We start from the raw sequence: 26,526 nt of genomic DNA, 5'->3' as shown, positions 1-26,526 counted from the left end.
ATGAAGCTCTGCGGATTCGACGCCGGCATTGACAAGCCTTTCTTCCTGATCGCCGGCACCTGCTCCATCGAAGGCCTGCAGATGTCGCTCGACGTCGCCGGCCTGCTGAAGGAAGCCTGCACGGCTCTCGGCATTCCGCTGATCTACAAGGGCTCCTTCGACAAGGCCAACCGCTCGTCCGGCACCTCCAAGCGTGGCGTCGGCATGGAAGCCGGCCTGAATATCCTCGACGAGGTGCGCCGCCAGACCGGCCTGCCGGTGCTGACCGATGTGCACGATGCCTCCCAGGTTGCCGAGGTCGCCGCCGTCGTCGACGTGCTGCAGACGCCGGCCTTCCTGTGCCGCCAGACCGACTTCATCCGCGCCGTCGCGCAAAGTGGCCGGCCGGTCAACATCAAGAAGGGCCAGTTCCTCGCGCCCTGGGACATGAAGAACGTCATCGACAAGGCCCGCGCCGCAGCCGCGGAAGTGGGCCTTTCCGAAGATCGCTTCCTGGCCTGCGAACGCGGCGTCAGCTTCGGCTACAACAACCTCGTCGCCGACATGACCAGCCTGGCCGGGATGCGCAACACCGGCGCGCCGGTGGTGTTCGACGTGACCCACTCGGTGCAGAAGCCCGGCGGCCTCGGCGGCACCAGCGGCGGCGCCCGCGAGATGGTGCCGGTGCTGGCGCGTGCCGGTGTCGGCGTGGGCGTGGCCGGCCTCTTCATGGAAACGCATCCGAACCCGGCCGAGGCCTTCAGCGACGGCCCCAATGCCGTGCCGCTCAAGCACATGAAGACGCTGCTGGAGCAACTGGTGGCGCTGGACCGCGTCGTCAAGAAGCAGCCCCTGTTGGAGAACGACTTTTCCTGCTGATCGAACCATGCCGTCTGCCTACATCCTCGCCAACGTCACCGTCACCAACCCCACGCAGTACGAGGACTACCGCAAGTTCTCCACCATCGCGATGCAGGTGCACGGCGCCGAGCCTTGCGTGCGTGGCGGCGCGGTAACCGTGCTGGAAGGCGACTGGACGCCCGAGCGCGTCGTGCTGCTGAAGTTCCCATCGCGCGAAGCGGCCCAGGCCTTCTACGACTCGGCCGAATACACCCGCGCCCGCCAGGCCCGCGAAGGTGCGGCCGTGATGCGCATGGTCCTGATCGAAGGCGTCTGAAGAGCGCATTGTTGTGACGCGGTAACGCCCGCTTGGCAAACTGCGGCCCGCCCGAATTTTTCACTTCCTGGAGACACTGAATGAGCGCCATCGTTGACATCGTCGGCCGAGAAATCCTCGACAGCCGCGGCAACCCCACCGTCGAATGCGACGTGCTGCTGGAGTCCGGCGTCATGGGCCGCGCGGCCGTGCCCTCGGGTGCGTCCACCGGCAGCCGCGAAGCCATCGAGCTGCGCGACGGCGACAAGGCCCGCTACTTGGGCAAGGGCGTGCTGAAGGCCGTCGAGCACATCAACACCGAGATCAGCGAGGCCGTGCTGGGCCTCGATGCCTCCGAGCAGGCCTTCCTGGACAAGACCCTGATCGACCTCGACGGCACCGAGAACAAGAGCCGCCTGGGCGCCAACGCGATGCTGGCCGTGTCCATGGCCGTGGCCCGCGCCGCGGCCGAAGAGTCCGGCCTGCCGCTGTACCGCTACTTCGGCGGCATGAACGGCAACCAACTGCCCGTGCCGATGATGAACGTCATCAACGGCGGCGCCCACGCCAACAACTCGCTGGACCTGCAGGAGCTGATGATCGTCCCCGTGGGTGCACCGAGCTTCCGCGAGGCCCTGCGCTGGGGCGCCGAGGTCTTCCACGCGCTGAAGAAGATCCTGCACGACAAGCACATCTCCACCGCCGTCGGCGACGAGGGCGGCTTCGCCCCCAGCGTCGAGAGCCACGAGGCCGCCATCCAGCTGATCCTGCAGGCCATCGACAAGGCCGGCTACCGCGCCGGTGATCAGATCGCGCTGGCCCTGGACTGCGCCGCCAGCGAGTTCTACAAGGACGGCAAGTACGTGCTGGAAGGCGAAGGCGGCATCCAGCTGAGCGCGCAGGAATGGACCAGCATGCTGGCCACCTGGGTCGACAAATACCCCATCATCTCCATCGAAGACGGCATGGCCGAAGGCGACTGGGACGGCTGGAAGCACATCACCGAAGTGCTGGGCAAGAAGGTGCAGCTGGTGGGCGACGACCTCTTCGTCACCAACACCAAGATCCTGCAGGAAGGCATCGACAAGGGCATCGCCAACTCCATCCTGATCAAGATCAACCAGATCGGCACGCTGACCGAGACCTTCGCCGCCATCGAGATGGCCAAGCGCGCGGGCTACACGGCCGTCATCTCGCACCGCTCGGGCGAGACCGAGGACAACACGATCTCCGACATCGCCGTCGGCCTGAACGCCGGCCAGATCAAGACGGGTTCGCTGTCGCGCTCGGACCGCATGGCCAAGTACAACCAGCTGCTGCGCATCGAGGAAGACCTGGGCGACGTCGCCGTCTATCCCGGCCGCTCCGCGTTCTACAACCTCAAGTAAGCGTTGAAGGCGCTTGCCCTGGTCCTGGCGATCTTCCTGGTCGTCATCCAAGCCCAGCTCTGGGTGGGCCGGGGCAGCATTCCGCATGTGGCCCAGCTCCGGGAGGAGCTGGCCAAGGCCCAGGCCGACAACGACCAGGCCCGGGCCCGCAATGCCCAGCTGCAGGCCGAGCTGCGCGACCTGCGCGAAGGCCTGGAGATGGTCGAGGAGAAAGCCCGTTTCGAGCTGGGCATGATCAAGTCCGACGAGGTCTTCGTGCCGCTGGCCGCCGCGTCGTCGGCGGCCAAGCGCTGATGCTCGCCGCTGCCTGGGCGGCGTTGATCGCGCCGGCCTTCACCGCATTCGGCAGCCCCATCTCCTGGCTGGAGCTGGTCGCCTTCGTGCTGGCCGTCTGGATGGTGGTCTGCAATATGCACGTCCATCTGCTGGCCTGGCCGCTGGCCCTGGTCAGCTCGCTGATGTACTTCGCCCTCTTCTGGGACGGCAGGCTCTACGGCGAGGCCTCCCTGCAGCTGCTGTTCGCGGCGCTGGCGCTGTGGGGCTGGTGGCAATGGCGCTTCGGCCGCACGCGCCAGGGCGATGCGCTCAGCGTGAGGCGGCTGGGGCTGCGCGGCCTCGTGAAGCCGGCGCTGCTGACACTGGCCGCCTGGCCGCTGCTCGGGGCCTTCCTTGCCAAGGCGACCGACAGCCCCCTGCCCTACTGGGACGCCTTCCCCACCGTCGCCAGCCTGCTCGGCCAATGGCTGCTGGCGCGCAAATACGAAGAGAACTGGCCGACCTGGATCGTCGTCAACGCGGTCAGCGTCGTGCTGTTCGGCATCAAGGGCTACTGGCTGACCGTCATCCTGTACGCCGGCTTCATCCCGATGAGCTTCTGGGGCTGGCGCGCCTGGCGCCGCACATGAGCGGGCGTCTTGTCGCGCTGCTCGGTGCCGAATGCACGGGCAAGTCCACGCTGGCCGAAGCCCTGGCGGCGCATCTCGACGCCGGCCTCGTCACCGAATACCTGCGTGAGTGGTGCGCCGCCCATGGCCGCACGCCGCAGCGCCACGAGCAGGCCCACATCGCCACCGAACAGGCCGCACGCATCGAGGCCGCTACGCGCGCGCATGAACTGGTGATCTGCGACACCACGCCGCTGATCACGGCCCTGTGCAGCGAGCACTATTTCGACGATGACTCGCTGACCGCCAGCGCCGTCGCCTTCCAGCGCCGCTGCGAAGTGACGCTGCTGTGTGCTCCCGACCTGCCCTGGCAGGCCGACGGTTTCCAACGCGACGGCCCCGAGGTGCGGGCGCGCTTCGACGCGCGCCTGCGCGCCACGCTGGCCGGGCATGGCCTGCCCTGGGTGGACATTCGCGGCGACGACGGCAGCCGGCTCGCCCAGGCCTTGGGCGCCATCCGCTGACCCGCGCCTTCAGCGCGTCGGCATCTGCAACTGCGATATCGCGTCGACCGAGCGACCGACGGCCCGGTCCAGCGTCGCCGCGAAGTTGCTGCCGGCGTGCTCGGCCGAGATCGACGCCAGCTTGGCGGCAAAACCCAGATGCAGTTCCGCCAGCCAGTTCGGATGCGGCTCGGGTTCGGGAATAGGCGGCCAGCCGACCGGCAGCTTGATCTTGCGCGGCGCCGTCGGGCACCAGTCGTCCAGATCCTGGGCCATGCTCTTCCAGTTCGCGCCGAGGCGGTCGGCCACCCAGGCCATGTGGGCGAACTCCTGGGCCAGCGCCGCGCCCAGGCGCTCGGGCGGGCCGGGCGGCAGGGGTTGCGGGTTGATGGCCAGTTCGGCCAGCCTGTCCTGCAGGCCCGCCACGGCCTGGGGCCCGCGCGGGATGACGTCGAAGATGGCCGGCAGGCGCCGCCCGATCAGGGCCAGCAAACGAGAGTCGAAGTTCATTGCATGCTCCGAGGCCGGCATGCAAGGCGATGCCGGGTCGCCAGACGGGTTCCGATGTCGAGCAACTGCCCGCAAGCGTGCATCGCGTCCTAACGGGAAGGCTAGTCGCATTCACAGCGAAGACCATCGTATGGACGCATGACGGCGGGCGGGGCCGCCCGCGGTTCTAGGGCTTGAAATCGCAGCCGGTGCGGCCGGCACCCCGCCTTCAGCGGCCCAGCAGCAGGTAGTCGAACAGCTGCGTGCCGCCCGCGCCGCCCAGCGGCACCAGCAGCGCCTTGAGCAGGGGCTGGTCGAAAAAGGACGCAAAGGCTCCCTTCTGCTCGTTCTCGACCTGGGCGATCAGCCGCTTGAAGGGTTCCTGCAGGCCGGCCAGCGGCGCGCCGCAGCCGGCCAGCCAGCGCAGGTCGGCCTGCATGGACTCCAGCGCGCGGCTGCGCGCGTTCTCGGCCGCCTGCTTGAGCAGGAAGGTCAGGCCGATCAGCGTCGCCACGTAGAAGCTCACGCCGACGGCGATGGCCGGCGTCAGCGACCAGTTGTCGAACAGCCGGCTGCGCGCGACGACGAGCAGGGCCAGCACGACGAAGGGCCCGATGACCAGGCGCGCGACCGGCACGCTGCGGCGTGCCACGACCTGCACGTCGATCCAGTCGTCCAGCAGCGTGTGCATCGCGAAGCCGCCACGGCCCTGCACGCGCTCTTCGGGGCGGGCGCTGAAACGCTGCGCCCACAGGTCCTGGTGCTCGCTGCCCAGCGCCTTGGCGAAGAGCTCGATGGTCTCGTCGGGGTAGAAGCTGCGGCCGACGTTGAGATGGCGCACGAAGCGGGTCAGCAGCACGGTCGCGTCGGCCACCGCGACGATGAGCAGCGGCAGCAGCAGCAGTGCCGCGTAGAGCGTCACGCGCACGAGGCCGCGGTACTCGCGCCCGCGCGCCGGCACCTCCGGGATCTGGCCGTCATTCAGGCCGAGAAAGAGCAGGGTCACGACGCCCAGCGTCAGCGTGAACCAGAACAGCGTGCGCGCCGAGCGCGGCGAGGCCTCGCCGCGCTCGCCGTACTCGATCCACAGCTGCTTGAAGTCGCAGCTGTAGCCGACGCCCGGCTTCCAGAACAGCACGCTGACCGTGGAGAACCAGTTGCGCAGCAGCGCCGTCACGCTGGGGTGCTCGGGCGGCCTGGGCAGGTGCAGCCAGTCGGAATCTCGGCACAGCTGCTCCTGGCTGTCGGCCCAGGCCCAGTCCAGCGTCCACAGCAGCGTGAACAGGGCGAGCAGATGGATGAGGTGCGAGGGCCACGCGCTCACGCCTTCCAGCCACACCGTGGGCTCGCAGGTCGGGCAGATGCCGCCCGGCCGCCAGCCCCCGGCTGGCCAGGCCAGGGCCAACCAGGTGGTCACCAGCAGCGCCAGCCCCGCGGTGAGCAGCGCGGTCGGCCGGCGCTGCCCGCCGGACTTGCAGCCGGTCAGCCCGACAAGCAGGGCCGCGCCGGCGGCCAGCGCGGCCAGCAGCGGCGCACGCCCGAAGCTCATGCGGCCCGGCAGCACGAACTCGACGAGGCTGAACATGCCGTAGGACAGCAGCACCGCATGCATGGTCACGAGGATGATGGCCGTCGGCTCCATGCGCATGGCCGCCTCGCCGGGGCTGCGCGGCAGCAGCACGCGCCGGGCCTGGCGCATCGAGGGTGTGGACGGCCAGGCGAACAGCATGCAGCCGAACACCGCCGCCATCAGCAGCGCGACGAAGACGCGGCCCATCGAACTCTGCGGCGGCCGCCGCTCCAGCGCATAGCCCGACAGCGGCACCGTGCCGGAGCGCCCGATCTCGTAGACCGAGGTGTGCTTCAGCACCTCGTCCAGCGCCCTGCCCTCTCGCTGCTTGCAGGGATCGCTGCGGCAGCCGGCGCGGCGGGCCGCCGCATAGGTGCTGGTCTGGTAGATGTCGCGCAGCGGCGGCGTGCCGGCCTGCAGGTCCAGGGCGCTGCCGGCCTTTTCGGGCGGAACCGGGTAGAAGGCCAGCGGCAGGCTGCTGGCCACGATGAGGTTGCGCGTGAAGGCCTGGGTGCGCGGGTGCAGGTAGCGCGCGTCCATGTCCGTGGTAAAGAACATGCGGTCGGAGAAGTTCTCGTGCAGGGCCTGCAGCACGAGCAGCTTGTCATGCACGTCGTTGGCGAAGATGCCGATGGCGCCTATGGGCATGTCGCCGTTGCCGCTCTCGCTGCGCTGCAGCTCCATGCCCAGGCGGCGCAGATAGTCGAGCTGGTCGCGGCTCTCCGGCCACTCCAGCGGCGGCGTCTTGTCCGCCGCGGTGGCCAGTGCCGCAGCGGCGTTCGCATCCTTGGTCGTCACGCCATCGATGCCGCGGAAGAAGTAGATGACGCGCAGGCTCTTCTGCAGATCCGCGGGCAGGTCGTCGCGGAACTGCTCCACCAGCGCCTGGGCGTAGATGGAATCACGCTCGGCGACGATGACGACGCGGCGGTGCCGCTGTGGCAGGCGCAACTTCAGCTCCGCCACCAGCTTGTCGATCAGGTCGGCGTCGCTGCCCACGGTGCGCAGCATGTGCACCGGCGGCGGCCTGCCCTGGGCGCCGGTGAGGCGGCTGAAATGCTGGGTCAGGAAGGCATCGAGGCCGTCGTCGAGGCCGGTCACGGCACGCGTATAGCCCTGCAGCTCGGGCAGCATGCGCTCGGGCGCCGTGGACGACGGGTTGTAGAACTCCGCCCGGGCGAGCAGCCGGTAGCCGGCCAGCACGTCGGCCGGCAGGCCCGCCCGCACATCCTCGCCGCGGCGCGCGCAGCGCACCGCATCACTCTCGGCCAGTTGGCTGGTGCCGATGCCGGCGGTGTTGTTGAGGTCGGCCGCACAGCGCAGGTCGCGCAGCGCGGTGCGCAGCGCGTCGGTGGAGGACGGGCCGATGACGGCCAGCCGCGGCAGCACGTCCTGGGCATCAAACCTGAAGCGCAGATGCGCGCGCTCGCGCGCCTCACGGCCCATCAGCTGCTCGGTGAGCCGCGCCACGGCATCGAGCTTGCGCAGCGGCAGCGCCGTCTCGTCCACCCAAAGCAGCGCCACCTGGGCATAGCGCGAGGGCGGCTGCTCGGTGGCCGGGCGACGCAGCGACAGCAGCTCGTAGGGGACCATATAGCCCGGGCCGCCGGCCTCGGCCTGGGCATCCAGCAGCCTGAACTCCAGCAGGCTCAGCCGCTCGGCGTTGTCGGGTACATAGTCCTGGGCCAGCAGGCCGGCCAGCGTCGCATAGCGGATGCGCCGCCGCGCCTCCTCGGCGCCGACGAAGTCGGCGCCAGGCATCAGGGCCAGGATGACGAGGATGTCGTCCATGCGCTGGTTCTGGTCGGCGTCCAGCCGCGCCAGCAGGTTGCGCGGGTCGCGCAGCCGTGGCATCTGCCGGCTGCAGTCGCCATCTACCGGCCGCGAGGCCTTCTGCTGGCGCTCGCAGCGCTCGGAGCGCTCCAGCTCATAGCGGCGCAGCGCGGCGAAGGGGTCCTCCCAGAGCCTGGCATTGATCTCGAGGTCGGGGTCCAGCGGCGCCTGGGCGCGCGCCTTCTCGGCCGGTCGCAGCGCATCGAAGGCATGCGGCACCAGCTGCGTGCTGGCGACGAAGGCCATCAGCACCGCCAGGCTCGCCCACGGAAAGCTGCCGAGCACGCCGCCCTTGGAGTCCGCCATCGTCGCCTCCTGCCCTTGCACAAGGGGCCAGGCGCAGAAAGTCTCAGCTCGGCCCGGGGCCGTCAATCACTAGGCTGGCGGACATCCTCAGAAGTCGGGATGCCCGCGGCTACTGCAGCGTCGCGCTGGCGCCGCTCGGCTGGTCGTTGCCGGTCGTGAAAAGCATGCCGACGTCGACGGCGTCGAAGCGGTAATGCCGGCCGCAGAAGTCGCAGCCGATCTCGATGTCGCCACGCTCGGCGAGCACGCTGTCGGCCTCCTCGCGGCCCAGGCCGCGCAGCATCTGCGCAACCCGCTCGCGCGAGCAGGTGCAGGCGAAGCGTGGCGCCAGCGGCTCGAAGCGCGTCACCGTCTCCTCCCAGAACAGGCGGCGCAGGATGGTGTCCGCGTCCAGCGTCAACAGCTCCTCGGAGGTCAGCGTGGACGCGAGCATGGAGATGCGGTTGAAGGCGTCGGAGAGCCCGATGTCGTCTTCATTCTTCTTGCCTTCAAGGTTGCCCTCGCCCTCGACCGGCAGGCGCTGGATCAGCAGGCCCGCGGCAAAGTCGCCATTGGCGGCCAGCACCAGCCGGGTGTCGAGCTGCTCGGACTGCAGCATGTAGTGCTCCAGCACCTCGCTCATCTTCTGCAGCGGCTCGCGCCGGTCGCCGTGCAGCGGCACGACGCCCTGGTAGGGCTGCTGGCCGGGCAGCTTGTCGCGCGGGTCCAGCGTGATCGCGCAGCGGCCGTGGCCATGCAGGTTGAGCATGCCCTCAAGCGTCGCACCCGGCGGGATGTCGCCGACACACTTGGCCGTCGTGCGGAACGTCAGGTCGTGCTGGGCCTCGGCCACGGCGAGCTTGACCGGGCCGTCACCGAAGACCTGCAGCACCAGCGCGCCGTTGAACTTGATGTTGGCCTGCATCAGCACGGCCGCCGCGCTCATCTCGCCGAGCAGGTCACGCAGTTCGGGCGGGTATTCGTGGCCGGGCTCGCGCCGCGCCAGCACCTCGCGCCAGGCGCCGGTCAGGCGCACCAGCATGCCGCGCACCGGCAGGCCGTCGAACAGGAACTTGTGCAATTCGCTCATCGAATCTTTTTCAGGCCGGCCGCGTAACGGCGACCGTTGTTGACATAGTGGGCCGCACTGGCCTTCAGCCCGGCGACCTGCGCCGCGGTCAGCTCGCGCACGACCTTGGCCGGCGCGCCGACGATCAGCGAACCGTCGGGGAATTCCTTGCCCTCGGTCACCAGCGCGCCGGCGCCGACGACGCAGTTGCGGCCGATGCGCGCCCCGTTCAAGACCACCGCCCCGATGCCGATGAGGCTTTCGTCGCCCACCGTGCAGCCATGCAGCATCACCTGGTGGCCGACCGTCACGTTCGCGCCGATCACGAGGGGGAATCCGTGGTCGGCGTGCAGCACCGAACCGTCCTGGATATTGCTGCCCGGGCCGATGGTCAGGGTGTCGCTGTCGCCGCGCAGCACCGCGTTGAACCAGATGCTGACATCCTGCCCGAGAGTCACACGCCCGATCACTTCGGCACTGTCGGCGACCCAGGCCGAGTCGGCCAGGTCGGGTTGCCAATCGTCCAGCTGATAGATGGCCATCGCCTCGCCCTCCCGTGACCGCAAAACCACGATTTTAGGGGGGCGGCCTGCTAGGCTGAGGCCATGTCGGTGAGCCGCAATCGCAGGCACTGTCTGTCCGCCCTGGGGCTGCTGCCCGCCCTGGGAGCCGCACTGCCGCCCGAGGGGCCATTGATCCGGCACTCCCTCGTGCAGCTGCCCCAGGACGCGCCCAACTACGAGTTCGCCGTGCTGCGCCTGTTGCTGGAGCGCACACGGGCCAGCCACGGCCCCTACCGCCTCGCGTTTGCCCCGCCGATGACGCAGAGCCGCGCTTTCCTGCAGCTGGCCAGCGGCGATGTCGACGTCGCCTCGTCCATCACGACGACCGAGCACGAGGCCCAGGCGCTGGCGCTGCGCGTGTGCCTGTACCGCGGCCTGCTCGGCATCCGCCTGCCCATCGCGCTGACGCGCCGGCGCGCCGAGCTGCAGGGCATCACCACGCTGGAACAGGCGCGCCGGCTGCGCCTGGCCCAGGTGGAGAGCTGGCCCGACACGCAGATCCTGAAGGCCAATGGCTGGCCCGTGCATCCCATCGCGAGGCGCGACAGCTTCCCGGCGCTGCTGGAGCGCGAGCGCATCGACCTGTTCGCTTTGGGCGCGATCGAGGTCTACCCCATCGTCGACGCCCTGCCCGGCCTCAGCGTGCTGGACGGCTGGCTGATCGCCTACCCCGCGCCGGCCTATTTCTTCGTCAGCCCGCACCAGCCCGAGCTGGCCGACCGGCTGCGCAAGGGCTGGGAGCTGGTGCTGGCCGACGGCAGCTTCGTCGCGCTGTTCGACGTCTGGCTGGGACCGCAGCTGCAGCGCGCCGCGCTGAACGAGCGCCGCTGGCTGAAGCTGCGCAACCCCGACCTGCCCGCCGGCACGCCGCTGCAGGACGAGAGGCTCTGGCATCCACTGGTCGGCGCCCGGCTGCGCGATTGAACTGGGGTCGCCACCGATAATCCGGGCCATGGAAGCCCGCTCCTGCGCCCTCGACATCCTGTGCCTCGCCGACCCGCTCGCCAAGGCCGAGGCCGCGCGGGCGCTCGACGCGGCGGCGCCGCTCGACCCCGACGCCGTGCTGGCCGAGCCGCCCGGCATCCCGGGCCGCCCTGACCGCCCCCGCCTCGTCGAACACCTCCTGTTGAAGCCGCCTTCGCTGCGCACGCCTGCCGGCATCGCGGCCCTGGTGCACGCCATCGCCCACATCGAGTTCAACGCGATCAATCTGGCGCTGGACATCGCCTGGCGCTTCGCCGGCATGCCCGAGGCCTTCTACCGCGACTGGCTGCGCATTGCCGCCGAGGAGGCCCTGCACTTCACGCTGCTGCGCGAGCACCTGCTCACGCTGGGCTTCGACTACGGCAGCTTCGACGCCCACAACGCGCTGTGGGACATGGCCGAGCGCACCAGGCACGACCTGCTCGCCCGCATCGCGCTGGTGCCGCGCACGCTGGAGGCGCGCGGCCTGGACGCTTCGCCCGCCGTCAAACGCAAGCTCGTCGGCGCCGGCGACAGGCGCGCCGGCGAAATCCTCGACCTGATCCTGCGCGACGAGATCGGCCATGTCGCCGCCGGCAACCGCTGGTACCGCTTCCTGTGCGAGCAGCGCGGCCTGGACCCGGTCGCCAACTATGCCGAGCTGGCCGAGCGCCACCAGGCGCCGCGCCTGCGCGCCCCCTTCAACCTGGAAGCCCGCCGCGCGGCCGGCTTCGACGAGGCCGAACTGGCGGCCCTGCAAACCACTGCCTGATGTCCCGCCTGCAAGCCAATCTGCTCCTCACCTTCGTCGCGCTGATCTGGGGCTCGGCCTTCGTCGCCCAGAACAAGGGCATGGCCGACGTCGGCCCCCTGCTCTTCACCGGTGTGCGCTTCCTGGTCGGCTCGGCCGTCGTACTGCCGCTGGCCGTGCTGGAGTGGCGGCGCCTCAGCCGCCAGGGCCGGCCGCTGAAGCGGCTGGACGGCTGGCATATCGCCGGCCTGGGCCTCCTGATGACACTAGGCGCCGTCATGCAGCAGGTGGGCATCCAGTACACCAGCGTGACCAATGCCGGCTTCCTGACGGCCGTCTACGTGCCCCTCGTGCCCGTGCTAGGCTGGCTGCTGCTGCGCCAGGTCGCGCACTGGTCGGTCTGGCCTGCAGCTGCGGGCTGCCTGGTGGGCGCCTTCCTGCTGTCGGGCGCCCACCAGCTCAGCATCGGCCTGGGCGACCTCTGGGTGCTGGGCTCGGCCGTGCCTTGGGCGGTGCATGTGCTGATGGTGGGCCGCTGGGCCGACCGCATGGGCGCACCCTTCCTCGTTGCCAGCGGCCAGTTCGCCGTCTGCGGCCTGCTGTCGCTGGCCGCGGCCGGCATCATGGAGCCGCTGCGCTGGACCGGCATCGCGGCCGCTGCCTGGCCCATTGCCTACACCGGCGTGCTGTCGGTGGGCGTGGCCTTCACGGCCCAGGTCGTCGCCCAGCGCTACGCCCATGCGGCGGACGCGGCCATCATCCTGTCGTCCGAGACCCTGTTCGCCGCCGGCTTCGGCTATCTGCTGCTGGGCGAACGCCTGAACACCGCCGGCCTGATCGGCTGCGGCCTGATGCTCGCCTGCATCCTGCTCGTGCAGTTGCTGCCGCTGCTGGGCAGCCTGACGCGTCGACGCATTCTTGCCAACCCGTCCTAGACTCAGCGCTCCTTCCCGAGGAGGCCCGCATGAGCGCAGACGTTTCCAGGCTCGACGCCTACTGGATGCCCTTCACCGCCAACCGGCAGTTCAAGCAGGCGCCGCGTCTGTTGACCCGGGCGGACGGCATGTTCTTCCGCGACGACAAGGGCCGCGAAGTGCTGGACGGCATCGCGGGCCTGTGGTGCGTCAACGCCGGCCACAACCGCCCGAAGATCGTGCAGGCCATCCAGCAGCAGGCCGCGGAACTGGACTTCGCGCCGCCCTTCCAGATGGCCCACCCCAAGGCCTTCGAGCTGGCCGAGCGCCTGGCCCAGATCACGCCTGCGGGGCTGAACCGCATCTTCTTCACCAACTCAGGCTCCGAGTCCGTCGAGACGGCGCTGAAGATGGCCCTCGCCTACCACCGCGTGCGCGGCGAGGGCGCCCGCACGCGGCTCATCGGCCGCGAGCGCGGCTACCACGGCGTCAACTTCGGCGGCATCTCGGTCGGCGGCATGGTGGCCAACCGCAAGATGTTCGGCAGCCTGCTCGCGGGCGTGGACCACATCCGCCACACGCACGACCCGGCGCGCAATGCGTTCTCGGTCGGCATCCCGCCGCACGGCGCCGAGTTCGCCGACGAGCTGGAGCGCCTCGTCGCGCTGCACGACGCCTCGACCATCGCGGCCGTCATCGTCGAGCCCGTGGCCGGCTCCACCGGCGTGCTGATCCCGCCGCAGGGCTATCTGCAGCGCCTGCGCGAGATCTGCGACCGGCACGGCATCCTGCTGATCTTCGACGAGGTCATCACCGGCTTCGGCCGCACCGGCCAGCCCTTCGCGGCCCAGACCTTCGGCGTCACGCCCGACCTGATGACGGTGGCCAAGGGCATCACCAACGGCTGCGTGCCGATGGGCGCCGTGTTCGCGCAGCAGAAGATCCACGACGCCTTCATGACCGGGCCCGAGCACCTGATCGAGTTCTTCCACGGCTACACCTACTCGGCCCACCCGCTGGCCTGCGCGGCCGGTCTGGCGACCTTGGACACCTATGCCGACGACGGCCTGCTGACCCGCGCCGCCGGCATGCAGGACGAGTTCGCGCAGGCGCTGCACTCGCTGCGCGGCGAGCCCAACGTCATCGATGTGCGCAACATTGGCCTGGTCGGCGGCATCGAGCTGAAACCCCTGCCCGGCGAGCCTGCCAAGCGCGCCTTCAACATCTTCCTGGACTGCTGGGACCAGGGCCTGCTGATCCGCACCACGGGCGACACCATCGCTCTCTCGCCGCCGCTGATCATCGAGACCGATCACATCCATCGCATCATCGACACGCTGCGCGGCGCCTTGCGAAGGGCCGCCTGAAACCACCGGACTAGACTGGGCCGCCGCCGCAGTCCCACTCTTTTCCGATGCATCCCGTCCCCTGGCGCGCCTATGCGCTGCTGGCGGCCAGCACCAGCCTGGTCGGCAGCTATGTCGGCCTGTCCAAGCTGCTGGTCGCCGTCTTCCCCATCTTCCTGCTCGCCGGCATGCGCTTCGCCTTCGCGGCCCTGCTGATGCTGCCCTGGCTGAAGAAGCCGGCCGCCGAGGCGCCGCTGGATGCCCATTCGAGGTGGCTGCTCTTCCTCGAATCCTTCCTCGGCAACTTCCTGTTCTCCATCTGCATGCTGTTCGGCCTGCGGCAGAGCTCGGCCGTCGACGCCGGCGTCATCATGGCCGGCATCCCGGCCGCGGTGGCCCTGCTGAGTCGGGCCTTCCTGCGCGAGCAGCTGAGCCGCCGCGTGCTGGCCGGCATTGCCTGCGCGGTGGGCGGCATCGCGCTGGTGGCCGGCGGCAGGCAGGGCGGCGCAGAGACGACGCCCATTGGCGCCCTGCTGCTGCTGGCCGCCGTGTTCTGCGAGGCCAGCTATGTCGTCATCGGCAAGAAGCTGACGGCCGGCCTCGGCCCGAAACGCATCAGCGCGCTGATCAACCTCTGGGGCCTGGTGCTGGTCACGCCGCTGGCACTCTGGCAGGCCCTCAGCTTCGACTTCGCCGCGCCGCGCGCGCTGGACTGGGGCCTGCTCGCCTACTACGCCGCGACGGCCAGCGTCATCACCGTCTGGCTGTGGATGGCCGGCCTGCGCGGCCTGCCGGCGGCCAAGGCCGGCGTCTTCATGGTCTTCCTGCCCATCAGCACGGCGCTGATCGGCCTGCTGCTCGGCGAGACCCTGTCCGGCGCCCAGGCCCTGGCCTATGGCCTGGCCTTATTGGGCGTGCTGCTGGCGACCTGGCCTCGTTAGCATCGCGGCTTGGCGTCCGAACCGATCCCGCATCCAAGCATGACAGCACCCACCCACATCCGCGTCCACCTGTTCGCCGGCCTGCGGCCCGGCCCCCGCCTGCTCGTGACCAGCGCGGTGCACGGCAACGAGATCCATGGCAGCAAGGCCATGGCCGAGATCATTCGCCAGCTCGACGCCGGCGAGCTGACGCTGCTGCGCGGCACGCTGACCCTGGTGCCCATCGTCAACCCGCTGGCCCACCGGCTCAATCGCCGCGAGGGCGACCGGAACCTCAACCGCAATCTGCGCCCGCCGGTCATTGCGCACGACTTCGAGGACCGCGTCGCGCGCGTGCTGTGCCCGCTGATTGCCCAGCACGACGGCATCCTGGACCTGCACAGCTTCCAGGGCAACGGCCCGGCCTTCGCGATGATCGGCCCGCGCAACAACAGCGGCGAGCTGGAGCCCTTCTCGCAGGAGGCGACCGAATCGGCCCTGGCCGCGGTTCTCGGCGTGGGCCGCATCGTCGAGGGCTGGCTGTCCACCTATGCGCTGGGCCTGCAGCGCCGCCAGCAGCGCGAGCACGACGGTTCGCGCCGCGCCACGCTGATCTCCGACCCGCACTACGGCGTCGGCACCACCGAATACATGCGCTCCACGGGCGGCTGGGCCATCACGCTGGAATGCGGCCAGCACCTGGACCCGAACGGCCCCGAGGTGGCCCGCCTGGCCATCCTGCGCACGCTGGTCTTCCTGGGCATGCTCGACGAGAGTGCGGTGGAGCCGCACCGGCCCGCGCAAGCGCCCGAGCTGCTGCAGCTCTACGACGTCATCGACCGCGAGGACTTGGGCGACCGTTTCGAGCGCGAATGGGCAAGCTTCGACGCCATCGACAAGGGCCAGCAGATCGGCACCCGCGCCAGCGGCGAGGCCGTACTGGCGCCCAGCGAGGGTCGCATCGTCTTCCCGAACGTGAAGTCGCAGCCGGGGACCGAGTGGTTCTATCTGGCGCGGCCGAGCGACCGCAAGCTGGGCTGAACAGTCTTCACCGGCCGGTGCGGCGCATGTGACGGCTGGTGGCCGTGCTCCGAACGGGTTCGGCCCATGAAGCGCCGGCACGGACGATCTGCAGGGCCTCGCCGTCCACCGTGTAGTGCAACTCGGTGCCGTCCGGCACGCCGAGGCCGGCGAGCGCCTCCTTCAGCACGGCCAGGCCTCGGGCCTGACCGTCGACCTCGATGTCCAGCCGGTGGTGCATGACGGCATCGCCGGCGTTGGACACGGACCGCCCCCAGCCGATCAGCGTCCCCGCCGAGCGGGCCGCCAGCGCCTGCTCGACGGCTTCATGCACCTCGTCCATGTGCTCTGCCGCGCCGGGGCGCAACGGGATCTTGGCATAGACGAAGGACTGCACGGCGGGATTGTCAGCCCATCGTGCCGCGCGCCGCCATGGCCGCGCGCCAGCGCAGCAGCTGCGGCAGCTCCGCGCCCGGCTTGAACTTCACGACGCGTGCGAAGTCCAGCGCCACCACGGCCGTGATGTCGGCAATGCTGAACTGCCCGGCAGCGATGAAGTCACGCCCCTGCAGATGTGCATCCAGCTCGGCGAAGAAGTGCCGCAGCCGTGCCAGGCCGCGCTCGGCCAGCGCCGGGATCTGCGCGTAGTTGACGGGGCCGGGCAGCGCGCGGTCCACCATCGCCGGGCTGCTGTTGCGCAGCGCCTCGGCGATAGGCATCAGGCCCTCGAACTCCACCCGCCATTGCCAGCTCGCGATCTCGGCCTTGTCCAGCGGCGTGCGGCCAAGCAGCGGCGGCTCGGGATAGCGCGCCTCCAGATAGGCGGCAATGGCCGCGTTGTCGGTGAGCACCGGGCCTTCCTCCGTCACCAGCGCCGGCACGGTGCACTGCGGGTTGATGCGGCGGAAGGCCTCGCCCATCTGCTCGCCGCTGCGCAGGTCCACCTGCACGGTATCGAAGGGCACGGCCTTCTCGGCCAGCAGGATGCGGGCGCGGCGCGGGCTGGGGGCGGTAGCGCAGTCGTAGAGGGTGATCATGGTGTGGCGGTCAGTTTGTCCTGGGTGCGGGTGTCGAAGTCGCTCGCATCATGGCGTTCGTGCAGTTGGCTGGCCGGCTCGCCCCAGGTGCGGTTGACCTTGCGGCCGCGCTTCACGGCCGGCCGCTGCGCGATCTGGTCGGCCCAGCGGATGACATGGCGGTACTCGTGCACAGCCAGGAACTCGCCCGCGCCGTAGAGCTGGCCCTTGGCCAGCGCGCCATACCAGGGCCAGGCGGCCATGTCGGCGATGCTGTACTGCTCGCCGGCCAGATAGGGCCGCTCGGCAAGTTGGCGGTCCAGCACGTCGAGCTGGCGCTTGACCTCCATCGCATAGCGGTCGATGGGGTATTCCAGCTTCTGCGGCGCATAGGCGTAGAAGTGGCCGAAGCCGCCGCCCAGGAAGGGCGTGCTGCCCATCTGCCAGAACAGCCAGCTCAGCGCCTCGGCGCGCTCGGCCCCGGCGGCGGGCAGGAAGGCGCCGCCGAACTTCTCGGACAGATACATCAGAATGGCGCCCGACTCGAACACCCGCAGCGGCTGCGTGTCAGGTCCGCCGCTGTGGTCCACCAGCGCCGGGATCTTGGAGTTGGGGTTGGCCGCGACGAAGCCGCTGCCGAACTGATCGCCCTCGTTGATGCGGATCAGCCAGGCGTCGTATTCGGCGCCGGCGTGGCCCAGGGCCAGCAGTTCCTCCAGCATCACGGTGACCTTGACGCCATTGGGCGTGCCCAGCGAATAGAGCTGCAGCGGGTGGCGGCCCACCGGCAGTTCCTGCTCGTGCGTGGCGCCGGCCACAGGCCGGTTGATGTTGGCGAAGCGGCCGCCGCTGGCCTTGTTCCAGGTCCAGACCTTGGGCGGGCTGTAGTCAGTCGGATCGGTCATGCGCGGTGCGGCGGGTGGTGGGTTGGCAAGGCCAGCACGGTAACCAGTCCGCGCCCGCCCCGCCAGCGTGCGGGCTTGTACGCTGCGGCCACCTCAGCTCGCCAGCGCCACCGCGAAGGCCTGCTTGCCATTGCGCTTGACGTGGTAGAGCGCCTCGTCGGCCGCACGCACCAGGCCTGGCCCGTCGAAGCCGTGCGTGGGCTGGCAGGCCACGCCGATGCTGACGCTGACACCGACCTCGACGCCGGTGGACAGCCGGATCGGCTGCGACAGCGCCGCCAGCAGCTCCTGCATGACCTGGCTCATCGCCGCGTCGTCCGCCCCCCACGTCGCGCAGCGCGACAAGGAATTCGTCGCCGCCCAGGCGCACCACGAGATCGGAGGAGCGCCGCACCGCGAGGCGCATGCGCTCCGCGCAGGCCACGAGGACCTCGTCCCCGCATTGGTGGCCGTGGGCGTCGTTGATCTGCTTGAAGCCGTCGAGATCGATGCAGGCCACGCACAGGGAGGCGCCGCGCGCCAGCGTGTCGGCCACGAAGCGCGCCAGCTCTTCCTGTCCAGCGGCGCGGTTCTTCAGCTGGGTCAGCGCATCGTGCTCGGCGCGGTGGCGCACCGCGTTCTCGTCGCTCTCGCGCTCGGTGATGTCGTAGATGACGCCCTCCACCGTGCGTTCGTCGGTCGTGGCCTGCACCTAGATCAGGCAATGCACCCAGCGCCTGGCCTCGCCCTGCTGCACCAGCTCCAGGTCGGCCGACACCGTCTCGCCGCGCGCGGCGGCCTCGTCGATCATCTGGCGCACCAGCTCGGGCCGGTGGAAGACGCGGCCGACGAATTCGTCCTCGCCCAGGCCGCGCAGCTCGGCCATGCTCAGGCCGACGACGCGCGACACCGTCGGGTTGCCGTTGATGAGGCGGCCGGCCTGGCTGAGCACGAAGATGCCGGCGCTGCTGGAATCGAAGATCTGCCGGTACTGCGCCTCCATGGCCTCGACCTCGGCGCGCAGCTGCCTCTCGGTCTGCAGCGCGCGCTGGTTGGATTCGAGCAGCGCGTTGGCGCCGGAGATCAACACGCCGATCTCGTCGCCCGCGTAGTTGGCCGGCGTCAGCAGCCGCTCGCCCGAGCCGGGCTGCATCTCGCGCAGCGCGCGGGCCAGGTGCACGATGGGCAGCGATACCAGCCGCGCCGCCACCAGGTAGAGCACCAGCGCCAGCAGCGCCGCCTGGCCGGCCATCGCGGCGGCCAGCGTGTAGGCCTGGTGGTCGGCGTCGGCCTGCACGCGGGCATCGTTGAGGCGGATGCGCAGGCTGCCGAGCCGCTCGCCGGCATCGAAGGGCGACTGCAGCGGCCGCGCCAGCAGGCTGCCGCCCGCCACGGCGGCGCCATCGCTGCCGGCCTGGGCCAGCACGCGGCCGTCGGCGGCCTGCACCGTGACGGCGGCAATCAGCTCGTTGCGCGCCAGGCCGTTGGCCACCTCCTGCAGCAGCACGGCATCGTTGGCGAAGGCACCGATCTGCAGCGTCTTCTCGACGGCCACGGCCAGGGCCTCGACGCTGCTGCGGCTGCGCGCCAGCGCGCGCGTCTGCCCCAGGCCATAGGCCCCGGCCGCCGCGATGACGGCCAGCAGCGCCGCGCTGACGAAGACCAGCAGCATGAAGCGCAGCTGCAGGCTGTTGCCGCCGCGCACGCGGGGCGCCTTCATCGGGCCGGCTCTTTGATGACCAGCACGGTGCGCAGGCCGGCGTCGGCCGGCTCCCTGCTGAGCCAGCCCAGCGCGCTGGGGTTGCGGCGCAGGATGCCGAGCATGGCGGCCTCGTCGGGCAGGGCCTGAGGCGGCACGCTCTGGCCGGAGAACATCAGCCGCGACCAGTAGCTGTTGACCTGGGCTGCGCTCATGCCGGTGAGTGCCTGGTAGAAGGCCGCGCGCCGCGGGTTGTCGCGCGGCAGGTCGAAGATGAGGGCGAAGTCGCCATTCGCGAACGCGCGGCTGCGGCCCATGAAGAGGTCGACGACCTCCTTGTGAGTGAGGTTGTGCTGCGGGTTGCTGGCATGCACGACGATGTAGAAATCCGCCCGCGCCGGCCAGGCCAGGGCCAGCAGCGACAGCAGGGCAAGAAGCTTGCGCAGCGCCATGGCTTCAGAAGATGAAGTCGACGACGGCCGATGCCACGCGGGCGCGGCCGGCATCGGTACTGGCATGGCCCCACAGCGCGGCGCCGTTGGCCGAAACGCGGACCTCGTCCCATTGCAGCTTCAGCGCCGCCTGCGGATGGAAATCCCAGCGCGCGCCGACGGACCAGCTCGACTGCTGCACCCGGGTGGCGTTGTAGGCCTGCGCGGCACCCGCGCCCAGCGCCTGTCCCTGGGCCGCGCCCGCGGGGCCGAGCAGGGGCTGCAGCGCCGCGCCCCAGGACGGGGGCGCCAGCGCAGCACCCGAAGTCTTGGCCCAGCCGTAGCCGGCATAGGGCGTCCAGTCGCCGATGCGCCGGCCGAGCATCAGCGCGACGGAGCTCTCCGAGCTCAGCGGCTTGGCGGCGATGTGCACGAACTCTGCGCTCCACTGCCAGTCGGTCAGCTCCTGGCGCACACCGATCTCGCTGAAATTGCCCCAGATGCCATCGAGATCCAGGCGGCGGCGCAGCGCCGCGGCCTCGTCGGCCACGGCCGGCAGCGGCAAGGCGGCCAGTTGACTCAGGCCCGCCAGCAGCAGCGGCAGCTGGGCGCTATGGCTCTAGATGCGGCCACGGAAGAAACTGGCGCGCAGCAGCAGCCCGCCCTCTTCGCGCGAGATCATGGCCCCGGCCACCGAACGCAGGCTGCTGGCCCGGGCCTCGCTGAGGTCGCCGATGCGCGTGCCGCCGACCATCAGCTTCGCGCGCCACTGCGCATCGCCGCTGGGCCAGCTGCGCGCAATGTCGAAGCCGTCCAGCGTCGTCGGCAGCAGCGCGTAGAGCTCAACCTGGGGCCGCGCCATCGTGAAGCCATAGCCCACGTTGCGGTAGTCGGCCATCAGGAAGGCATCGACATTGACCCGCCCAAGCCGCAGCACCCAGTCGGCCGCGGGCCGGTAGTTCAGATAGGCCCACTCCAGCGCATCGGCGTCGACGGCATGGGCGCCCTGCGTCTTCAGGATGGCCTGGGCCACCAGCTCGAACTGCGCGCTCGGGTTGTAGTTCAGCTGCAGCCCGAGCCGCGTGTCGATGTCGGCGCGCAGGCCGGCGCGCCCACGTGGCTGGCCCCCAGGCTGGCGAAGCCGCTGAAGCGCAGCGCCGACTGCGGCGGCTCCGTCTCGGATTGCGCCCGGGCCGTGCAAAGCGCGAGGGCACACAGGGCGCCGGCAAGCAGGCTGGGAAGGCGTCGAGGTGTCGTCAAGGCGGGCGTAGGTGGCTGACGGAGTGAGGCGATTTTGGGGCCCCGCCCAGCGCCCGGCGCGGCGCCCGACCCGCCGGAAACGCAAACCGATCACGATCGCGCCGACCTTGCAAGCCATGAGGGCAACGCATCGCCCGGACAATCGCGACCATGCGTATCGATTTCATCTCCGACGTGGTCTGCCCCTGGTGCGCCATCGGCTTGTACTCGCTGGAGGCCGCCGCCGCCCGCATTCCCGGGCTGACGCTGGACCTGCACTTCCACCCCTTCGAACTCAACCCCACGATGGGCCCCGAGGGCCAGGACATTGAGGAACATCTGGCGGAGAAATACGGCGCCAGCCCGGCCGCCCTGGCCGGCACGCGCCAGGCCATCCGCGAACGCGGCGCGGCCCTGGGCTTCGACTTCCGCATGGAAGCGCGCAGCCGCATCTACAACACCCGCGATGCCCACCGCCTGCTGCACTGGGCCGACGAGGCCCATGGCGGCGCCGTGCAGCGCACGCTCAAGGTCGCGCTGCTGAAGGCCTATTTCACCGACGGCCGCAATGTGTCCGACCCCACCGTGCTGCTGGACCTGGCCACCGCCGCCGGCCTACCGGAAGCCGAGGCGCGCGAACTGCTGGCCGGCCAGCGCTACGCGGCCGAAGTCGAGGCGGCCGAGGCCGAGGTGCAGGCCCAGGGCATCCACGCCGTGCCGGCCATCGTCGTCGAGCAGCGCCACCTGATCCAGGGCGGCCAGTCGGTCGAGGTGTTCGAGAAGCTGCTGCGCCAGGCGATGGCCGAGCCCGCGGCGGCCTGAGCGACGAGCCTGAGACAATCCACCCCAGCACCCCGAGGAAGCCCGCCGCTGGCGGGCTTCGCCTTTGTCTGGAGTCCGATCCCTTGTTCAAGAATCTCATCACCTATCGCATCGGCGAAGGCTGGACAGCCGACGCCAAGCTGCTCGCCGAGCAGCTCGCCAAGGAGCCCTTCCTGCCCTGCGCGCCCACGCAGCCGCTGGCCGTGGGCTGGGCCCCGCCGCGCGGCATCGAGCACGCGCCCCTCGTCGAGGTCGTGGACGGCCACTGGCTCGTCAAGCTCAAGCGCGAGGTGCGTCTGCTGCCCTCCTCCGTCGTGCAGGAGCGCGTGGACGAGCTGGCCGAGCACATCGAGGAAACCACCGGCCGCAAGCCCGGCAAGAAAGCCAAGAAGGACCTGAAGGAGCAGGCCCAGCACGAGCTGCTGCCGCGCGCCTTCACCAAGACCTCGGCCACGCAGGTCTGGATCGCGCCCCAGCAGGGCCTGCTCTTCGTCGACGCCGGCTCCAGCAGCCGCGCCGACGAGGTCATCACGCTGCTGATCCAGGCCAGCCCCGGCCTCTCGCTGCAGCTCGTGCAGACCGCCGAGAGCCCCGCCGCCGTGATGGCCGCGTGGTTGATGGACGGCGTGACGCCCGAGGGCTTCCAGATCGAGCGCGAGTGCGAGCTCAAGGGTAGCGACGAGCAGAAGCCCGTCGTGCGCTATGCGCGCCACCCGCTGGACATCGACGAGGTGCGCGCCCATCTGACCAGCGGCAAGATGCCCACGCGCCTGGCGCTGAGCTGGCAGGGGCGCGTCGCCTTCACGCTGACCGAGGGCTTCGCGATCAAGAAGATCAGCTTCCTGGACCTGGCCTTCGAGGGTCGCGCGGAGACCAGCGGCGACGAGGCCTTCGACGCCGACCTGGCCCTGGCCACCGGCGAGCTGGGCCGGCTGATCCCGGCACTGATCGAGGGCCTGGGCGGCGAGCACGACTTCGCCGCCGGTGCCGCGCCGGCCCCCGTGCCGGCCGCCCTGCCCCAGCCGACGGCCGAGGAAGCCCTCGGCGACGCGCCGCCCTGGTAACGGGCCGGCCCTCCGGGGCCGCATCCAACACCGCCGAAAGGGCTGCCGCGTGCAGCCCTTTTGTCCGTCTGGCGTGGTCCGGAGCCACAGAGCGGTCACGGAAGAACCGAAGAATCCGTGGCATTCATCACGCAACCCGCCCGAAGGATGCCCATGCGCCGCTTCATGCTTGCCCCCCTGGCCCTCGCGGCCGCACTGGCCACCCAGGCTCACGCCCAGTCCACGCCGGCCGGCCTGGACGCCATCCAGACCGTCGTCGTCATCTATGCGGAAAACCGCAGCTTCGACAACCTCTTCGGCACCTACCCCGGCGCCAACGGCCTGAACACCGCCGCTGCCAAGGCCATCAAGCAGGTGGACCGCGACGGCAGCACCGTGCTGCCCGTGCTGCCCCCGGCCTGGGGCGGCCTGACCGCCGCCGGCCAGTCGCCCGTCGTCAGCCAGGCCCAGACCACCAACGTCTGGCCGAACGCGCCCTTCCAGATCGACAGCGCCAGCAACAACTTCGGCTACGGCACGCTGTCCAACGCCATCATCACGCGCGACCTGTATCACCGCTTCTTCGAGAACCAGATGCAGGCCAACGGCGGCCACAACAACCAGTTCGTCGCCTGGGGCGATTCCGGCGGCACGGTGATGGGCTATTTCGACGGCAGCAAGACGGCGCTGTGGGCCCTAGCCCGGCAGTACACCCTGGCCGACAACTTCTTCCAGGCCGCCTGGGGCGGCTCCTTCCTGAACCACCAGTACCTGATCTGCGCCTGCGCGCCGACGGTGCCGGCCGCCACCGTCGCAGCCAACGGCATGTCGATCAACACGCTGACCACGCCGGCCAACGGCGTACCCCAGCTGCTCGCCAAGACCAGCCAGAAGGCCTCGGCCCTGAACGGTGCCACCGCGCTGACCACCGGCAACATCGCGCCGCTGGACTACTTCGGCGCCGGTGACGGCTACCGCGCCGTCAACACCATGCAACCGGCCTTCCAGCCCAGCGGCAACAAACCGGTCGACAACAGCGGCATGAACCCGCTCTTTGCCAACCCTGCCGCTGCGACCACGCTGCCGCCACAGACCCAGACCACCATCGGCGACCTGCTGAGCAACGCCGGTGTGGGCTGGGCCTGGTACTCGGGCGGCTGGGCCGCAGCCTCGGCCAACCCCTATCCCTACAACAGCAGCACCAGCAGCTTCGGCAGCAGCAGCACCATCTACAACGCCAACAGCTTCGGCACCGCGGACGCCACGCACGGCGACTTCCAGGCTCACCACCAGCCCTTCAACTACTACGCGTCGATGGACCCGGTGGCCCACCCGGCCGAGCGCGCAGCGCACCTGAAGGACCGCGCCGACCTCTATGCCGACGCCGCCGCCGGCGCCCTGCCCGCCGTGACTTTCTACAAGCCCATCGGCCAGCAGAACCAGCACCCCGGCTATGCCAACGTGACCGATGGCGACACCGAGATCGTCAACACCATTCGCGCGCTGCAGGCCAGCCCGCAATGGGGCCATATGGTCGTCGTCGTCACCTATGACGAATTCGGCGGCCAGTTCGACCATGTCGCGCCGCCCAAGGGCGACCTGATCGGCCCCGGCACCCGCATCCCGGCGATGGTCATCTCGCCCTTCGCCAAGAAGGGCTTCGTCGACCACACCACCTACGACACCGCCTCCGTGCTGCGCCTCGTGACCCGCCGCTGGGCCCTGCCCGTGCTGCCCGGCCTGGCCGCGCGCGACGCCGCCGTGCAGGCCGCCACCGGCAAGCCGCTGGGCGACCTGACCAACGCGCTGACGCTGGCGCACTGAGCAACACCCTTCCGAGGAGAACCCCATGCAAGCCCTGCTCCGCACCGCCGCCGCCGCTGCGGCCCTGACGCTGGCCGCCGGCGCCCACGCCGTCGTCGCCGCCCCCTTCTACGAATCCGCCAGCTTCGTCGACGAGTCCGTCGCCAACGGCGACTACTACATCGACGCCACCCGCTTCCTCGGCGCCGGCTTCACGGTGAGCCAGGCCGAGGCGGTCAGCGCCATCGGCGGCAACTTCACGCAATATGGCGACGGCAACAACATCTTCGGCGCCATCGTGAAGCTGGATGGCAACGGCGGCCTGCAGGGCCAGCTGTCGGCCAATGTCGTCGCCGAGGCCGTTTTCACGCCCACCGGCGGCGACCAGTCCGTCGCGCTCAACACCGTGCTGCAGCCCGGCCAGTACGCCGTCGTGTTCGGCTCCGGCCTGTTCGGCACCACCGGCTCCAGCGGCCTCGTCGCAGGTCAGGCGGCCATCGGCTCGCCCAGCTTCCTGCAGTACGACGGCAGCGGCGTGAGCGCCTTCACCGGCGACACGCTGCGCGTGACCGTCAACGCCGTCTCCGCCGTGCCCGAGCCGGCCTCGGCCCTGCTGTTCGCCACGGGCGCGATGGCCCTGGGCCTGCTGCGCCGCCGCCGCGCGTGATCGCGCGCCTGCGCGCTGCCGGCCTGGGCCTGCTGCTCGCGCTGCCCGCCTTCGTCTGCGAGACGGCGGGCGCGGGCGAGCGGCTGCCGGGCTACGGCCCGCGGGTCTTCGACGGCCGGCCCAGCCTGGAGCAGATGACCGAGCTGGGTCGCAAGATTTTTTTCGACCCCGGCCTGTCGAGCTCGGGACGCCTGTCCTGTGCGAGCTGCCACGATCCGGCCCATGCCTTCGGCCCACCCAATGCGCTGTCCGCCCAGCGCGGCGGCCGGCACATGGACCAGATGGGCACGCGCGCCGCGCCGACGCTGCGCTACCTGGTCACCACCATCCCCTTCACCGACCACTTCATCGACGACGAGGACGGCCACGGCGAGGACGGCGGCCCGACGGGCGCGCTGACCTGGGACGGCAGCGTCGACACGCCGCGCGAGCAGGCCCTGATCCCGCTGTTCGCCCGCCACGAGTTCGGCAATGCCAACCCGGCCCAGCTGGCGGCGCGCGTGCAGCGCTCGCCCTATGCGCGCGAGTTCGAGGTGGCCTTCAGCGGCCCTGGCGAGCGCGTCTTCGACGAACCCGAGCACGTCGCCCGCTGGCTGGCCGCGGCGCTGGAGGTCTTCCAGCAGAGCGCGCCGGACTTCTATCCCTACACGAGCAAATACGACGCCGTGCTGCGCCACCAAGCCACGCTGGCGCCCGAAGAGGCGCGCGGCCTCGCCGTCTTCAACGACCCGGCCAAGGGCAATTGCGCCAGCTGCCACCCGAGCAGCCTGGGCTCGGGCGGCGCCTTCCCGCGCTTCACCGACTCGGCCTACGCGGCCCTGGGCGTGCCGCGCAACCGCGCGCTGCGCGCCAACCGCGACGCGGCCCACTACGACCTCGGCCTGTGCGCCAACGGCCGCCGCGGCCTGGCCGACCGGGACGAGTTCTGCGGCCGCTTCAAGACGCCGACGCTGCGCAATGTCGCCACGCGCCGGGCCTTCTTCCACAACGGCGTCTTCCACACGCTGCGCGAGGTGCTGGAGTTCTACGCCCGGCGCGACACCGAGCCCGCGCGCTGGTACCCCAAGGGCCGCGACGGCCAGGTGCGCAAGTTCGACGACCTGCCGGCACGCTACCGCGGCAACGTCATCGCGACGCCGCCCTTCGGCCGCAAGCCGGGTGAGGCGCCGCCGCTGGACGCGGCCGACATCGAGGACCTGCTGGCCTTCCTGAACACGCTGACCGACGGCTGGGCACCGCAGGCCGGCGCAGCGACAAGCCACGCCCGATAGCTGCGCCGCTCCGTCCCG

General features: G+C 70.3%; 29 protein-coding genes and 1 pseudogene. 17 read left to right on the top strand and 13 right to left on the bottom strand.

Annotated elements, in window-relative coordinates:
* The 6 genes from kdsA to EV671_RS05260 all read left to right on the top strand — a co-directional run bounded on the left by kdsA (position 1) and on the right by EV671_RS05260 (position 3,931).
* Entirely contained in the window at positions 1–858 is an 858-nt protein-coding gene (gene kdsA, locus EV671_RS05285; RefSeq protein WP_132570252.1) for a 3-deoxy-8-phosphooctulonate synthase, read from the top strand.
* A 7-nt stretch (positions 859–865) separates the two neighbouring features.
* Entirely contained in the window at positions 866–1,156 is a 291-nt protein-coding gene (locus tag EV671_RS05280) for a DUF1330 domain-containing protein (protein ID WP_132570251.1), read from the top strand.
* An 80-nt stretch (positions 1,157–1,236) separates the two neighbouring features.
* Positions 1,237–2,523, top strand: a complete 1,287-nt coding sequence (gene eno / locus EV671_RS05275; protein ID WP_132570250.1) for a phosphopyruvate hydratase — start codon at positions 1,237–1,239, stop codon at positions 2,521–2,523.
* A 3-nt stretch (positions 2,524–2,526) separates the two neighbouring features.
* A complete protein-coding gene (locus tag EV671_RS05270; protein ID WP_132570249.1) occupies positions 2,527–2,817 on the top strand; it encodes a septum formation initiator family protein in 291 nt (96 codons plus the stop codon).
* The gene (gene pnuC, locus EV671_RS05265; RefSeq protein WP_132570248.1) at positions 2,817–3,428 is read left to right on the top strand and encodes a nicotinamide riboside transporter PnuC; all 612 of its coding nucleotides are present in this window, start codon (positions 2,817–2,819) and stop codon (positions 3,426–3,428) included. The genes EV671_RS05270 and pnuC overlap by 1 nt, the downstream gene beginning before the upstream one ends.
* Complete coding sequence (locus EV671_RS05260; protein ID WP_132570247.1) at positions 3,425–3,931, top strand: AAA family ATPase; 507 nt, start codon at positions 3,425–3,427, stop codon at positions 3,929–3,931. Before pnuC ends, EV671_RS05260 begins: the two co-directional genes overlap by 4 nt.
* Positions 3,932–3,940: 9 nt before the next feature.
* Here EV671_RS05260 and EV671_RS05255 read toward each other — a convergent pair whose 3' ends face one another.
* From EV671_RS05255 to EV671_RS05240, 4 genes are all read right to left on the bottom strand, one after another.
* Positions 3,941–4,420, bottom strand: coding sequence for a hypothetical protein (locus tag EV671_RS05255; protein WP_132570246.1), 480 nt, complete (start codon positions 4,418–4,420; stop codon positions 3,941–3,943).
* A gap of 208 nt (positions 4,421–4,628) precedes the next feature.
* Entirely contained in the window at positions 4,629–8,108 is a 3,480-nt protein-coding gene (locus EV671_RS05250) for a hypothetical protein (protein ID WP_132570245.1), read from the bottom strand.
* Positions 8,109–8,217: 109 nt separating this feature from the next.
* Positions 8,218–9,177, bottom strand: coding sequence for an Hsp33 family molecular chaperone HslO (gene hslO / locus EV671_RS05245; RefSeq protein ID WP_132570244.1), 960 nt, complete (start codon positions 9,175–9,177; stop codon positions 8,218–8,220).
* Positions 9,174–9,698, bottom strand: a complete 525-nt coding sequence (locus EV671_RS05240; RefSeq protein ID WP_132570243.1) for a gamma carbonic anhydrase family protein — start codon at positions 9,696–9,698, stop codon at positions 9,174–9,176. The genes hslO and EV671_RS05240 overlap by 4 nt, the downstream gene beginning before the upstream one ends.
* Positions 9,699–9,761: 63 nt before the next feature.
* Here EV671_RS05240 and EV671_RS05235 point away from each other — a divergent pair, with 63 nt between their 5' ends.
* From EV671_RS05235 to EV671_RS05210, 6 genes are read left to right on the top strand one after another with little or no spacing between them, the layout of a single operon-like run.
* Entirely contained in the window at positions 9,762–10,643 is an 882-nt protein-coding gene (locus tag EV671_RS05235; RefSeq protein ID WP_132570242.1) for a type 2 periplasmic-binding domain-containing protein, read from the top strand.
* A gap of 28 nt (positions 10,644–10,671) precedes the next feature.
* Positions 10,672–11,454: a ferritin-like domain-containing protein gene (locus EV671_RS05230; protein WP_132570241.1), complete on the top strand. Its 783-nt coding sequence runs from the start codon at positions 10,672–10,674 to the stop codon at positions 11,452–11,454.
* The gene (locus tag EV671_RS05225) at positions 11,454–12,368 is read left to right on the top strand and encodes a DMT family transporter (protein ID WP_132570240.1); all 915 of its coding nucleotides are present in this window, start codon (positions 11,454–11,456) and stop codon (positions 12,366–12,368) included. Before EV671_RS05230 ends, EV671_RS05225 begins: the two co-directional genes overlap by 1 nt.
* A 29-nt stretch (positions 12,369–12,397) precedes the next feature.
* Positions 12,398–13,714, top strand: coding sequence for an omega-aminotransferase AptA (gene aptA, locus EV671_RS05220; protein WP_132570239.1), 1,317 nt, complete (start codon positions 12,398–12,400; stop codon positions 13,712–13,714).
* A 47-nt stretch (positions 13,715–13,761) separates the two neighbouring features.
* A complete protein-coding gene (locus EV671_RS05215) occupies positions 13,762–14,634 on the top strand; it encodes a DMT family transporter (RefSeq protein ID WP_132570238.1) in 873 nt (290 codons plus the stop codon).
* Positions 14,635–14,673: 39 nt separating this feature from the next.
* A complete protein-coding gene (locus EV671_RS05210) occupies positions 14,674–15,654 on the top strand; it encodes a succinylglutamate desuccinylase/aspartoacylase family protein (protein ID WP_132570237.1) in 981 nt (326 codons plus the stop codon).
* A 7-nt stretch (positions 15,655–15,661) separates the two neighbouring features.
* Here EV671_RS05210 and EV671_RS05205 read toward each other — a convergent pair whose 3' ends face one another.
* From EV671_RS05205 to EV671_RS05165, 9 genes and pseudogenes are all read right to left on the bottom strand, one after another.
* Positions 15,662–16,030 (bottom strand): hypothetical protein, encoded by a 369-nt coding sequence (locus EV671_RS05205; RefSeq protein WP_132570236.1) that lies wholly within the window; start codon positions 16,028–16,030, stop codon positions 15,662–15,664.
* A gap of 10 nt (positions 16,031–16,040) precedes the next feature.
* The gene (locus EV671_RS05200; RefSeq protein WP_132570235.1) at positions 16,041–16,670 is read right to left on the bottom strand and encodes a glutathione S-transferase family protein; all 630 of its coding nucleotides are present in this window, start codon (positions 16,668–16,670) and stop codon (positions 16,041–16,043) included.
* Positions 16,667–17,554 carry a glutathione-dependent disulfide-bond oxidoreductase gene (yghU, locus tag EV671_RS05195; protein ID WP_132570234.1) on the bottom strand — a complete coding sequence of 296 codons (888 nt, stop codon included), beginning with the start codon at positions 17,552–17,554 and terminating at the stop codon, positions 16,667–16,669. The genes EV671_RS05200 and yghU overlap by 4 nt, the downstream gene beginning before the upstream one ends.
* Before the next feature lie 93 nt (positions 17,555–17,647).
* Positions 17,648–17,860: a diguanylate cyclase domain-containing protein gene (locus tag EV671_RS27695; RefSeq protein ID WP_132570233.1), complete on the bottom strand. Its 213-nt coding sequence runs from the start codon at positions 17,858–17,860 to the stop codon at positions 17,648–17,650.
* Positions 17,861–17,891: 31 nt separating this feature from the next.
* Positions 17,892–18,167 (bottom strand): annotated as a pseudogene (locus EV671_RS27950) (GGDEF domain-containing protein); the annotation flags it as partial.
* Positions 18,168–18,245: 78 nt separating this feature from the next.
* Complete coding sequence (locus EV671_RS05180; RefSeq protein ID WP_132570232.1) at positions 18,246–19,253, bottom strand: PAS domain S-box protein; 1,008 nt, start codon at positions 19,251–19,253, stop codon at positions 18,246–18,248.
* Positions 19,250–19,684, bottom strand: coding sequence for a hypothetical protein (locus EV671_RS05175; RefSeq protein ID WP_132570231.1), 435 nt, complete (start codon positions 19,682–19,684; stop codon positions 19,250–19,252). Before EV671_RS05175 ends, EV671_RS05180 begins: the two co-directional genes overlap by 4 nt.
* A gap of 4 nt (positions 19,685–19,688) precedes the next feature.
* Positions 19,689–20,228, bottom strand: coding sequence for a hypothetical protein (locus tag EV671_RS05170; protein WP_132570230.1), 540 nt, complete (start codon positions 20,226–20,228; stop codon positions 19,689–19,691).
* A 54-nt stretch (positions 20,229–20,282) separates the two neighbouring features.
* Entirely contained in the window at positions 20,283–20,864 is a 582-nt protein-coding gene (locus tag EV671_RS05165) for a hypothetical protein (RefSeq protein ID WP_207911094.1), read from the bottom strand.
* Between the two features lie 209 nt (positions 20,865–21,073).
* On the opposite strand from EV671_RS05165, the gene EV671_RS05160 reads away from it, so the two are divergent.
* The 5 genes from EV671_RS05160 to EV671_RS05140 all read left to right on the top strand — a co-directional run bounded on the left by EV671_RS05160 (position 21,074) and on the right by EV671_RS05140 (position 26,508).
* Positions 21,074–21,724 (top strand): DsbA family oxidoreductase, encoded by a 651-nt coding sequence (locus EV671_RS05160; RefSeq protein ID WP_132570228.1) that lies wholly within the window; start codon positions 21,074–21,076, stop codon positions 21,722–21,724.
* Positions 21,725–21,807: 83 nt separating this feature from the next.
* On the top strand, positions 21,808–22,788 hold the full coding sequence (locus EV671_RS05155) for a recombination-associated protein RdgC (RefSeq protein WP_132570227.1): 981 nt from the start codon (positions 21,808–21,810) through the stop codon (positions 22,786–22,788).
* A gap of 165 nt (positions 22,789–22,953) precedes the next feature.
* Positions 22,954–24,591 carry an acid phosphatase gene (acpA, locus tag EV671_RS05150; protein ID WP_243655588.1) on the top strand — a complete coding sequence of 546 codons (1,638 nt, stop codon included), beginning with the start codon at positions 22,954–22,956 and terminating at the stop codon, positions 24,589–24,591.
* A gap of 25 nt (positions 24,592–24,616) precedes the next feature.
* The gene (locus tag EV671_RS05145; protein WP_132570225.1) at positions 24,617–25,237 is read left to right on the top strand and encodes a PEP-CTERM sorting domain-containing protein; all 621 of its coding nucleotides are present in this window, start codon (positions 24,617–24,619) and stop codon (positions 25,235–25,237) included.
* Positions 25,234–26,508: a cytochrome-c peroxidase gene (locus tag EV671_RS05140; protein WP_132570224.1), complete on the top strand. Its 1,275-nt coding sequence runs from the start codon at positions 25,234–25,236 to the stop codon at positions 26,506–26,508. The genes EV671_RS05145 and EV671_RS05140 overlap by 4 nt, the downstream gene beginning before the upstream one ends.
* The last annotated feature ends 18 nt before the right edge of the window (positions 26,509–26,526 follow it).

Source organism: Roseateles saccharophilus (assembly GCF_004342485.1).
Classification (GTDB): Bacteria; Pseudomonadota; Gammaproteobacteria; order Burkholderiales; family Burkholderiaceae_C; genus Pelomonas; species Pelomonas saccharophila.
Note: the sequence above shows the minus strand (reverse complement) of the source record. Positions and strands in the feature narration are given on the sequence as shown.